Source organism: Streptomyces sp. UC4497 (assembly GCF_054871485.1).
The window spans coordinates 110,588-122,816 of record NZ_JBTYHB010000014.1 but is presented as its reverse complement, the minus strand read 5'-3'; the positions used below and the strand labels follow the sequence as shown (position 1 = coordinate 122,816).

Sequence of the window (12,229 nt, the reverse complement as noted above, 5' to 3'; positions counted from 1 at the left end):
GCGCGGAGAGGTCCCGGATGGGGCCCGGTGTCGCGCTGGCCGTCGTCGCGGTGAGCACGTTGTTGTCGATGAGTGTGTGGTTCTCCGCGTCCTTCGTGTTGCCGCAGTTGAGGGAGGAGTGGGGGCTGAGTCCGGGGTCCGGGGCGTTGTTGACCGTCGCCGTACAACTCGGGTTCGTCGTGGGGGCGGTGTCGTCGGCGATGTCCGGGCTGGCCGACCGGGTGGCGAATCGCTTTCTGATGTGTGGTGGTGCGCTGGGTGCCGCGGTGGCCAATCTCGGGGTGTTGCTCGCCGACGGGCTGTGGTCGGCCGTCGTGCTGCGGCTGCTCACCGGGTTCTTTCTGGCGACGGTGTATCCGCCCGCGCTCAAGGAGACCGCGACGTGGTTCCGCGCCGGGCGGGGCAAGGCGCTGGGCGTCATGATCGGGGCGCTCACCGTCGGCTCGGCGCTGCCCCACGCCGTGAACGCCGCGGGAGGCGTGGACTGGCATCTGGTCATCGCGGTGACATCGCTGATGGGCGCGTGCGGGGGCGTGCTCGCCCTCTCCCTGCGGTCGCCCGGCCCTTACCCGTTCCCGCGGCGCCGGGTCACCGTCGGGGGCGCCCTGCGGTCGCTGCGCAACCGCGATGTCGTGCTCGCCGACCTCGGGTACGTGGGGCACATGTGGGAGCTGTACGCGATGTGGGGCACGGTGGCGTCGCTGCTGGCGAGTGTGCCGGTGGTCGAGGAGTCGGGGAGGACGGACGCGCTTGCCTCCACCATCGCCTTTGTATGTATTGGAGTTGGTGCGTTCGGGTGCCTTGTGGGCGGAGTGCTCGGCGACCGGTGGGGGCGTGCCCCCGCCGCGCGGATCTGCCTGGTCTGTTCCGGTGGGGCCGCGCTGCTGCTCGCTGTTGGTGTCGACGCGATGCCGTCGGGCCTCGTCATCGCGGTGTGTGTCTTCTGGGGGTTCTGGGTGGTGGCCGACTCCGCCCAGTTCTCGGCGCTGGTCACCGAACGGGCCGACCCCGACTACGTGGGCGGGGCCCTGTCCTTGCAGCTCGCGCTCGGCTACTCGACCACCGCGGTCACACTGTGGGGCGTCCCCGTGCTGGTCGAGCACACGTCGTGGCGGGTCGCGCTGCTGGTGCTCGTGGTGGGGCCCGTCGTGGGCGTGGTGGCCATGAGCCGGTCCATCGTCAGGGATCGGCGTGCGGCGGCGGTGGCTTGAGTTCCGTGCGCCCCTATTGGTCCGTGCCTGGCGGCTGTTCCGTATCGGCCGCGCGCAATGCCCGCAGCAGCTGGTCTCCGGTCGCCGCTGCGGCCGTGGGCTTCTTGGCGCGTGGTCCCTCGGGCCGTAGTGCAAGTGCTTCGGAAACCGCTCGGGTGCCGACGCGGCGGGCCTTGTACTCGGCCGGGCAGGTCAGGAACGCCAGCGCCGCCGCCGCGAACACACCGGGCACGAGGGACAGCCCGGACGGCATTCCCGCCAGGAGACGGTCGGCATGCATCTGGGTGACCGGCGCCGAGGGCAGCAGGTCCGGGAGGCGGCGGCAGGCGAATTGCGGGTAGCCGTCGTCGAGGAGGGTCGCCGCCACCTTCGTAGAGGAGGCATCGGGGCCGTCCGCCAAGGCCTCGGCGATCGGCGCGGGCCATGTCTTCGGGCGCGCGTGACCGGCCAGGTCCAGGACGGCGCAGCAGATCCGGAGGCGGGTGTCGAGGGGAGGATGTGACGACAACTCCGGTCCCTCACCTGCCGGTTCGGGTTCCATCAGCGTGCCGACGACGTCCGCGAGGACCGCGGGGTACGCCACCCCGCACGCCAGGCTCGCGCATACGTCCGCGAACACCTCACCGATCCACGCCTCGGGCAGCGAAGTCCCCGCGAGGCGCGTGGCGAGCGTCTCCGTCAGGCCGAAGTCGTCCTCGATGTGATGGCCGACCTCATGCGCGACGGTGAGCACGGCGGGCACATGCGAGCCGTAGTACCAGGGCACGTCGATCACCGGAAACGGCAGGCTGCGCACCAGCTGGACGCCCGCGCGCGTGTGCATCCCGCCACGCGGCAACAGGTCGCGGTACTGGCCCCCGCGCCGGTGCGCGCGCGGCGCCGGATCCCGGCTGAACGACACGAGTGGTGGTTCCTTGGGTCGCGCGTCCCCGGTCACGAGTGCCGCGTTCAGTGGGCCCTCGTAGCAAGCCCAGGCGAGTTCGTCCGCGGCGTCAAGGTAGCCGCGGTACTCGTCCAGCCTGCGCAGGGCGAACTTCGAGCGGAAGTAGTCCCAGACGTGATGCAGGTCCAGGATCAGCACGGGCAGGCCCGCCGCGTCGGAACCGGTGGCCAACTCGGCGCGCGCCGCCGCGATGCCCTCTTTCAACATCGCTTCCACGGAACGGAGTTGGCTGCGGTGCTTCTCCAGGGGGGTCTTCTTCAGCGGGGCCTTCTCGTCGAACGCGAGCCTGCGCCATGCGGTCAGTTCATAGCCCAACCCATCGAGCAGCGAATCCAGTTCCGCCGGCGGTGTCACGACTGGCCCATCGGACAGCGCAGCAGCGCGGAGGACGCCGCGAACAACGCCGTCGCCCGGAGTGCGTCCGCGTTGGTCTCGAACGTGGTGCCCCGGTCCTCCTCCCCGGCGCCGATCGCCGTGCGCATGCCGCGTACAGCGTGCGCCACCGACGACTCCTCGGACAGCGCCTGGTAGAAGGCGATCACATGCTCCAGACCCCCGTCGGGGAACAGGCCCGTGCACACGACCGCCGGGCAGTCACCGAGCCGGAACAGCTGCGCCGCGAACAGGTTGCGCAACGCCAGTTGGACGTGGAGGTCCACCTCGGAACCGGGGCACGGCGGATCGAGCACGACCAGCGGCGTGCGGCCCGGCTCGAACCCGGCCAGCCAGCGCGACAGTTGACTCGGGAAGACGTCCGAGCCGAGCGCCTTGCTCTCCAGCCGACGGGCATGGCCGGGAGGCGAGAACTCGAGATACGGCATGCCGTCTCGCTGCCGCAGCGGAGCGGCGATGTGCAGGACGTCCGTGCCGTCCGGAGGAGACGTCAGACGGTCGGCGAGATCGGGTACCGAGTCCACCACGACCAGCTTGACCGGGAAGCGGCGCTGCTGGAGATGGAGGCGGCGCTGCCAGTACGACAGCGGCACCACCCGTTCCTCCTGCTTCGTGCTGAACACCAGGACCTTGCGGGGGCCCGGCTCGCGTGTCTCGTCCCGTTGCAGTGCCCGCCTGGTCTGCGGGCTGACGAGCGGCCAACCCGCCGTCGGGCCCCCTGGCTGGATGCGGTGCAGTGCCTTGCGGGTCTCCGGTCCCACGAGCCCGTCCACGTCGAGGCGCACGCCGAGTTGCCGGTTCATGCGCAACTGCAGCCAGCGCACGTCGATGTGCCGGGCCGCAGAGGGCAGCGTGCGGTACATCACCGGCTGCTCGTCGTCGTCCGCCGCGTCCAGCGCGTGCTGCAGCGTCATCTCCCAGGGCAGGGCGTGCGCCGTCGGGTCGTCCGACTCGAGCCGGGCGAACCGCAGCCGGCGCAGCGTGGGCCTGCTCAGGGCGGCGCGCAGCAGCCACTCGTCGGCGTGCCAGGCCGCCAGCTTCGCCGGGTGCGGAGAGGCCTCGTCGTCCACCGGGTCGATGTCCGGGCGGCGGCGCAGCGCCAGCGTCCGCTCGCCCGGCCAGTCCTGGAAGAGGCGCAGGTCGTCCTGGCGGTCCGTATCGCGCATCACGGGCCAGCTCAGGCTGAGCAGGAGGTCCTCGATCCGCTCCGGCACGCCGTCCACCTGTACGCGCCGCGCGCACTCCGTCAGCGTCATCGGCAGACTGTGCTGGATGATGCCGGTGTGCGAGGCCAGCGCGACGGCCCGGTTGAAGGTCTGCACCGCCGCGGTGCGGTCCGGTTCGATCCCGGCGAGCAGCACCAGCGCGGCGAGTGCGAGCCGGGCGTGCGGGATGCGCGGCGCGTCGCTCGGCACGGGGCGTGGCTGCTCCCACGGCACCCGGCGCAGCAGTCGCACGGCCAGCTTTCGGTGTCCGAGCCGCGCGGCGATGCGCGCGCAGCGCCAGACGATGAGCCGGTTCCCGCCCGCCCCCTCGACGAGACTCACCACAGCCCGCTTCAGCCGCGCGGGATCGTCGCCGCCGACCTGCGCGATGAGGAGCCTGGCCAGTGCCTGGTCGGGATTGTCGCCGTCGTCCGTCATCTCGTAGAAGGGGCGCAACAGCGGCCAGGGCACCCGGTTTTCGAGGGCCGCGTTGTCGACGAGGTCGCGCAACGTGGCGAGCCGGGCCTGGGCGGGCCGCACCTCGCTCAGCGCTGTCGCCAGTTGCCGTAAATGTTCCCCAGGTTCCTGGTCCTCCGTCAGATCCGCGATCCGGCACAGCACTTGCAGGGGACGGACGAGCGCGGGCAGCTCCCCGTACGGCACGGGCATGCCCTCGACGGACGTCACTCCGTGGGTGCGCCTCGCCCACTCGCGGGCGAGGAGATGCAGTCGGAGCGCGAACTCCGGCTCCTGGCCCGGGGATTCCTTGGGTTCAAGGAGACGGTGGGCGGACGTGAAGTCCATGCAGTCGCGCAAAAGGAAGCGGGCGAACAGGTAGTGGCACTCGGGTTCGCCCGTCAGATAGCCGAGTTCGGACCACAGCCCCGCCGCGCTCGTGAACCAGTCGTTGGCGTCCGAGAGTTCCTGGAGCTCGCCGAGGGCCACGCCGCGCAGTTGGGCGTTCTGCGCGAGATGCCGGTAGCGCTCGGCGCCCTGCAGCTGTCCCGCCGCGATGTCGGCGCGGTGGATCGCGTGGAGCGCCGGTTCCTCCCGGCCGAGCAGCAGTTGCGCCTTGGCCTGTAGGCGCGCCTTGTCCGCCTGCTCGGCCGGCGTGGTGACACGCGCCGCTTCGAGCACGCCGAGGGCCAGCTCCGCGCGGCGGCAGCGCAGCAGCAGCCCGGCCCGCTGGGCGATGGCCTGGAACGTGGGCTGCCCGGCCTCCTCGAGGAGTTCGGCGGCCTGCGCGTACAGCTCGATGGCCCGGCCCACGTCACCCATCAGCCGGCGCTGCGCCGCCTCCTCCGAAGCGGCGGTCGCCGCGACGCCCCGCTGGCCTATCTCCCGCGCGAAGACGACGACTTGGTGGTACGCCGCCGCCGTGTCCTCGGAGCGCAGCAGGCGCAGTTGCGCGGCGCGGATGCTCAGCGCCCACAGCCGTTCCAGCGAGGGAAGCTCCGCGCGGGTCAGCACGTACTGGTCGAGCAGGTGCACCGCGTCTCCCGCGTTCCCGCCGAGGCCCAGCATCGCGGCCCGTACGACGTCCTCGCGCACCGCGTGCGGCCGGTCCTCCGCGCTGATGCCGCCCTGCGCGAACAGCTCGTCGGCGCGCTTCAGGTGCAGCTCGATCTCGGCCCACACGTGGTCGTGCGCCTCCGAGGGCGTGCCCTCCGCCATGGCCTCGCGGAACTGGGCGTAGGCGATGTTCAGATGGGCCTCCGCCATCAGGGAGAAGGAGATGATCGTGCCGCCGCGCACCTGGCGCGGCACGTCGCGGTCCACGTACTCGTCCCCGAGTATCTCCTCGGCGAGACCGCGCAGTTGGTCGGTGTTCCCGCCCGCCCAGGCGCGTTCCATCGCACTGCGCCAGCGCCGGGGCGCCCGCGGATCGCGCATCTGGAAGCGGTGGTAGAGGGACTCGCGCAGATACCAGGCCCAGTTCTCCGGATCGGTCTCTCCGGCGTCGGCGGCCCGCTGCTCGAAGCGCTGGGCGAAGTCCCGGTGCAGCTCGGTGAAGACGTTCTTGTCGGAGATGAGGTCGCGCATCGGGCCGAGCACCACGCTGTGGAAGACCACGGACTCCTCGTCGCCCGGGACCTCGCTGATCCAGGAGGAGCCGCCCGCGTACTGCAGCAGCTTCTCCCAGGCGTCGTCGAGGCGCTCCCGGTCCGGCGGCGGGACGGGCGGGAAGACCGTTCCCTCGTCGTGCAGTTGATGCGCGTCGGTCAGCGGATCGTCCGCCGCCTGCGCGGTCCCGGAGGTCATCCGCTTCTCCAGATGGGGCCGCAGGATGTCGTGCACGTGCTCGCGGCGCAACCGTCGCGGGATCACTCCGTACCGCACCAGCCACAGCACGACCGGGTCCTCGATCCGCCGCAGCACCCGCTTGACGAGGTAGCGGACGAGCGGATCGCGCAGGCTGCCCAGCTCCTCCGCGGTGACCTCGGGATTCTGGTCGGTGACATCCGCGAAGAGCGCGAGATGGAACGGCATGCCGGAGCTGCGGCGCACGATGATCTCCCGCAGTTCCGAGTGCTGGACATCGCGTACCTCGCGCAGATAGCGGTCCGCCTCGTCGGGGGTGAACTGCCGCACCTGTACGTTCTCGTAGTCGCCCAGCGAGGCGAGTGCCTGGCCGTGCCGGATGCTCAGATCGGGGCGGCCGGAGAGGATCAGCCGCAGCCCCGGGCAGGCCCGCACGGTCTCGCCCAGGAGACGCAGCAGGCCGTCCGTGTGGGAGGCGCTGCGGAGCACGACCTCTTCCAGTGTGTCCACCACGAGGAGCGCGGGCCGCTCCGTTCCGAAGCTCTGGTTGAACCGGGAGGTGAAGGCGTCGAGGACCTCGCGCCCGATACGGCTCTCGTCCTGCGAACGGATGCCGCGGGCCGCCTCGGCGGCGGAGCGCGAGGTGGGGCGGCGCAGCAGCGAGCGGTAGGCGGCGTACTTGTCGAGTCCGGTGAACACCCGCTGCGGCAGCCGCTGTTCGAGCTGCTCGGCCGCTTCCAGGAGCAGCAGCCAGGGCCAGTGCGCCGCGTTCAGCGGATCGACGACGTCGAAGTCGATCCGGGCGCAGTTGATGTCCACTTCGGCGGTGACCGCCTTCCGGGATACCAGCCAGCGCAGCTGCATGGTCTTGCCGGTGCCGCCCGTGCCGTGCATCTGCCAGACACGCGGGCCCTGCGCTGACAACAGCCGCCTGGCCCGCTCCCACAGGCCGTCCGGTTCGAGGAACTGGGCGCAGCGTGCGTAGTCGGCGGCCCAGTACGTGCGCGCCCGCAGATAGCCTGCGCGGTCATCGGCCAGCTTGAGGAGCGGGCGCGGGGCGATCCCCGCCCGGTCCGGATCCGCCAGTACGTCGACGAGGTCCTGGCAGCGGGTGAAATCCCGCTTGGTGTCACTTGCGAGGAACAGCTCGTCGAAGAGTGCGGCGGCGGCTTCCGGATCGGCGAGCATCAGATGCCGCAGCTGCTCGGTCTTCCTGCCTCGCGCACGCCAGTGCTCGCTCAACAGCCATTCGATTTCGATGAGTTGCTTGGGGTACGGAGGGCTTTTGGTCTCCTCCAGCCAGGGGATCAGATAGGCGGGACGGTCCGCGTCCGGGACCTGGTAGCTCATCCGGTGGCCGGGGACCTCCTCCACGGCGCCGCGCTCCAGCAGCGTGGTGAGACCGGGCGGGGTGCCACCCACGAAATCCCGGACGACCGCGTACGTCTCCTCGTCGAAGAGCCGCGCGACGGCCGCGACCTTGAGCGTGTCCGTCCACTCCGGGGGCAGCAGGGCGCGCCGGATGTCGTCCAGGGCCTCGCCCTGGCCGAGCCGGTCGGCGAGTTCGCTGAACGCGGCCGCGAGACGGTCCTCGGGTTCGGACATCAGCCCGCCTCCCTCATGCCGCCGCCCATGCCACCCATGTCGAGCCACGTGTCCAGGACCCGCTGGTACACCCCGACATGGAACGACTGCTGATTGCCCTTCATACGGTCGAGGAGCGCCTCGAAGTCCTCGAAGCTCAGCCGTCGCAGGAGACTGTTCTCGCGCAGCTTGCGCTCCCAGAACTCCCGTGCCAGGCGTTTGTAGTCGTGCAGCTGGAAGTCGGTCAGGACCACGGGCGCGCCCGGCATGAACTCCTGCAGATGCCTGAATCCCGCCCAGCTCTGTGGTGCCACGGCCAGAATGCGCAGCGGGAAATCGCCGCCGATCTCCTGCACGGGGCCGAGCAGCAGCGGCAGGAGCGCGCTGCGGAAGTCGGACTCGCTGATCCGCTGGGCACTGTCGATGGCCAGCAGATGGGGACGGCGTCGGGCCAGGGCCCGGTTGCGCAGGGTGGTCAGGAAGGCATCGAAGATCTCGGCCCTGCGCCGCTCGGCATGCCGGTCGGCATCCACCGAGAAGGAGTGGCCGAGGTCCAGCTCGGAGGACGGCATTCGCTCGGCCCACTGCCGGCCGCCCTGCGCGGCGAGGTTGAGCACCTGGTTGAACCGGGCGAAGTCCGTGGAGTTCATGGAATCGGGCTGCCGCTTGTCCATGCAGGCCTCGCGCAGCGCCCGCAGCACGGCCAGCCAGTCCAGTGTCACCGGTTCGCCGCCGTCGGCCCGGCCCGTGTAGTCGGCGAGATCGATGTACGTGATGTCCTCGCCGCGCAGCATGCAGGTGAGCAGGCACCACTTGGCCAGCCACGTCTTGCCGGACTTGTGCTGCGCGGAGGTGATGGCGAGCAGCCGGTCCGGCGGCTCCGTGTCGGCGTCGTCGGGCCGCTCCCACCAACCGGTACGGCGCTCGGTGGCCCGCCCCAGGAACATCGCGAGCTCGGCGAACGGCCAACTCCGGTTCAGCCGCGTCAGTTCGGGCTCCACATGCCCGAACTCGACCCGCACGACGTCGGACGGGTCCTTCACGCCGCACTGGAGGACCGGGAGCGCCCACGAGGGGCCGTCCGGCTCGTCGATGTGCAGATGGTTGCGGACCGAGGTGATGACCGCGTCGATCGACCGGGCGGACGCGAGGCCCTCGTACAGCGCATGGGAGAACTCGGCGGCGGCCGGCGAGTCGATGTCGGCCTGCATGGCCACCACCGCCGAGGAACCCCGCTCCAGACATGTGTCGATCAGGTCCGCGAACTCGGCGGCGGGCGCGTGTGCCCGCCGGCAGGCGTTGAGGACCACGAGCCGCGGCGTCCAGGAACCGTAGAGGTGATCCATCTGCTCAGGACCGAGCGTCCAGGTCTCCTCCGGCCCGTCCGGCTCCACGTCCGGGGTGTCGCCCGCGGGCTGTGCGGCGTTGAAGTGGAGTCCGCCCATGTCGCCGGCGACCGCACGCATGCCGTGCCCGATGAAGTGCAGTACGTGCGGGCGCACATGGTCGACCTCGGCGATGAGCTCGCGCAGGCTGGGGCCGTCGATCACCTCGGTGTGCAGTCGGCCGGGCAACTGCGTGAGGGCCGCGCCGATCATCGCCAGCTCCTGGTCCGCGAGGAGCCGGCGGTCGCGCGGATTGCACACCACGAGCAGGACCCGCAGCGGTCCCTTGGTGTTCCCCTGCGGGCTGTCCGCGGTGGTGACGACGCGTCCCCGGCGCAGCAGCACGGACCTGTCGCGCCACAGCGCCTGCCGCCTGTCGCGCATCAGCTCCCAGGGCAGCTGGGCCAGCGCCCGGCAGTCGATGTCGACCCTGACGCGCAGTGGATCCCGCTCGGACACCCCGTTCTGCAACCCCGCCCACAGGCCGGGCGGAGCCGCGTCGAACACCGCGAGGTGCAGCCGCAGACCGATCTGCGCCCGCTGGTCACGGGTCGTCCCGACTTCGAGCGCGGCGGTGAACTCCATGGCCTTGGAGCCCGCCGGATCGCGCGCGACTTCAACCAGTTCATCGCCCAGTGGCCATTCGAACTCGCCGCTGCTCGTGTGCAGTTGGACCCGATCCTCGGCGATGCGAAGAACTACGTCTGTCATGGTGCCGGCCCCCCGAGAGTCCTGCCGTGTGCTTTTGTTCTTGGTGGCGTGCGTGTTCCTGGTGGCGCGCGTGTTCTTGGTGGCTCGCGCCTAGAGCCGTTCCCCCGACTCCAGATGCTCCAAGTCCCGCGCCTGCTCTACGTGTTCGATGACGGCCCCCGCCGCGTCCCGGGCCTCGTCCAGCAGCAGCGGAGGTACGGGTCCCGCGGCGAGGCCACGGCCCGGCTGCGGTGTGCCGTACTCCTCCCTGACGCGGTTCAGCCAGGTCCTGCGGACCCGGACCACCCGGTAGCAGGGGGTGAGATGCGTTCCGGTCCAGTTCAGGCCCAGCCGGCTCGACGCGCTGAAGGCGCCCCGCCCCGCGAGGTCGACCAGCTGCAACGGCCCAGGCCCGACCGCCCCTTCGAGCCGCAGCTCGGCGCTGGCGCCCGCCCGGTCGGCGACGAGCACGGTGCCGGCGCGGGCGGCGATGACATCGGAGACGACCAGCAGATCCGGGTCCCAGTCACCCCGCCACAATCGCCTGACCAGGGAATCGGCCAGCTCCGCGAGGTCCGCGAGGCCCGACTGTTCGAGACCGGTGTAGACGATCAGGGCGCTGTGCTCGTCCCGGAACTCCACCAGCGCGCCGGCCTCGGCCGCCGCCACCGTCGAGAATCCGTCCGCCGCGACCCCCGCGGCCTTGAAATGTACGGCGACGGTGCCCCCTGCGTCGTACGTGATGTCACCCGGAGCGCCCGCGGGGCGCGGCTTCGCCTCGATGCCCCGGTCCGCGAGGCTGCCCGCGGCGACCGAGCCGGTGCGGTGCAGCTTGCGCACCTCGCCGACCTCCACGCGCTCCGTCAACGGCCATGCCAACCACCAGCCGCGGTAGACGTCACTGAGCGCCTTCCGGTACGCCTCGTATGAACCCTTGGCCATAGCCGCTCCCCCTTGCCCCCGTGAGAATGCGGCGCCCTTTTTGGAGGCTAGCAGCGGTTCCGGTCCCGGGCGCCGGACCGAACGGCCCCTGCTTTTGGGGTGGTCAGAGCCCGGCTCGCGGAGCCAGGCCCCCTCCGAACAGGGGCTCGCATCAGGGGTGTGACGGTGTCCCTGGAGTCCCGGGAGCTGCGGCTCGTACGGAGACGGCGGTACGGGGCCGGGACGGGGGAGCGTAGGGCGAACCCGCCCGGCCGGGGCGGCCCCAGGGCCTGTCTTTTGGATCAGGCCCCGTGGCGTACGCCGGGCTAGCAGTCCGAGAGGGAGTCGCGCTTCGTGTCCGGAGTGCCCGCCGCGCGGCGGGGCGACAGGGGAGTGGTCGACCGGCCACCGGGCCGGAGTGTCAGGGCCGCCGCGATCGCCGTCGCCGCCGCCATCACGAGGAACCCGACGGAGAACGTGGCCACTTGGGCGGCGAGGCCCAGCAGGAGCGAGCCGAGGCCGGTGCCCGCGTCGAAGCCGATGTTCCAGGCGACGGAGGTGGTGTGTCGGTGCTCCGTGCCCGCGCGGTTGAGCGCCTGCACGAGGGTGACACTCTGCAGCCCTCCGTACGCAGCCCCCAGCAGCAGGAGCCCGGCCAGCAGGGCTGGGAGGACGGCAGGATCGGAATGGACGGACCAGGCGACGAGAACGAGGCCGACGCACGCCGCAAGCAGCAGGCCGAAGTTGAGTGGCCGGGTGCTGATCCTGTCCGCGGCGACGCCGCAGCCCCAGCGGGTCACCGCCGCGGTCGCCGTGAAGGTGACCAGCGCCCCGGCGGCCGCGCCCGGTGTGCCCGCGAACTGCGGGGTGAAGGTCAGGATCGCGCCCCCGGCCACCGTCACGAGCAGCAGCAGGATCACCGGCATCAGAATGCGCCGCAGCGTGGCCGCCGTCGCCGTACGGGGAGCGGAGGGGCCGGGAGCGGGAGTGTCGGCAGCGGGGGTGTCGGCGTGGGCGTCGTCGAGGGCGCGTCCCAGGGCGGGAGTGAAGGGCAGGGCCAGCACGGGAAGGATGCCGCACGCCAGGATCGCGGGCAGGGCGAACGCCGCGACGAGGGCCGGCGCCGCCGGCGTCAGCACCACCTGCGGCAGCGCGATCGACAGGCCGTACACGCCGATGGCCGCGCCCTGACGTCCGCGCGGGGCCAGGGCCGCCACGGCGGTGGCACCGCACACGGTCATGATGCCGAAGCCGGCGCCGCGCAGGGCCGTGGTCGCCAGGATCGGCCACAGGTCGTCGCTGAGGGCCTGCAGAGGCGCGGGCAGACCGAGCAGCAGGGCGCCGAGGGCGAACGTGCGCGCCCACCCCAGCTTGCGCAGCGTGGCCTTGACGCAGAGCTGGGAGGCGACCGTCATGGTCATCAGGACGGCGGTGACGAGCCCGGCGCCGAACTCGTCGGCCCCTCCATCCAGCGCCCACTGAGGGGATACGGGCAGCAGCAGCGCGAACCCCGAGAAGCAGCAGAGCACCACCGTCATCAGGGGCGGGACGCCGGGCGACCGTATGACGGACGGCCTCGTTCCCTTGACGGACGGGCTCGTTCCTTCAGCCATGCAACTCAGTCCTCTTTTCCGT

6 protein-coding genes are annotated in these 12,229 nt (G+C 71.4%); 1 reads left to right on the top strand and 5 read right to left on the bottom strand.

What is annotated here, in order from left to right:
• The first annotated feature begins 17 nt into the window (after positions 1–17).
• The gene (locus ACYSUO_RS21315) at positions 18–1,211 is read left to right on the top strand and encodes an MFS transporter (protein ID WP_461777789.1); all 1,194 of its coding nucleotides are present in this window, start codon (positions 18–20) and stop codon (positions 1,209–1,211) included.
• 13 nt (positions 1,212–1,224) lie between these two features.
• Here ACYSUO_RS21315 and ACYSUO_RS21310 read toward each other — a convergent pair whose 3' ends face one another.
• From ACYSUO_RS21310 to ACYSUO_RS21290, 5 genes are all read right to left on the bottom strand, one after another.
• Positions 1,225–2,508, bottom strand: a complete 1,284-nt coding sequence (locus ACYSUO_RS21310; protein ID WP_461777788.1) for a hypothetical protein — start codon at positions 2,506–2,508, stop codon at positions 1,225–1,227.
• Positions 2,505–7,619, bottom strand: a complete 5,115-nt coding sequence (locus ACYSUO_RS21305; RefSeq protein WP_461777787.1) for a hypothetical protein — start codon at positions 7,617–7,619, stop codon at positions 2,505–2,507. The genes ACYSUO_RS21310 and ACYSUO_RS21305 overlap by 4 nt, the downstream gene beginning before the upstream one ends.
• A complete protein-coding gene (locus ACYSUO_RS21300) occupies positions 7,619–9,694 on the bottom strand; it encodes a CHAT domain-containing protein (protein WP_461777785.1) in 2,076 nt (691 codons plus the stop codon). Before ACYSUO_RS21300 ends, ACYSUO_RS21305 begins: the two co-directional genes overlap by 1 nt.
• A gap of 90 nt (positions 9,695–9,784) precedes the next feature.
• Positions 9,785–10,615 (bottom strand): hypothetical protein, encoded by an 831-nt coding sequence (locus ACYSUO_RS21295; RefSeq protein WP_461777784.1) that lies wholly within the window; start codon positions 10,613–10,615, stop codon positions 9,785–9,787.
• 305 nt (positions 10,616–10,920) lie between these two features.
• A complete protein-coding gene (locus ACYSUO_RS21290; RefSeq protein ID WP_461777783.1) occupies positions 10,921–12,207 on the bottom strand; it encodes an MFS transporter in 1,287 nt (428 codons plus the stop codon).
• Between the last annotated feature and the right edge of the window lie 22 nt (positions 12,208–12,229).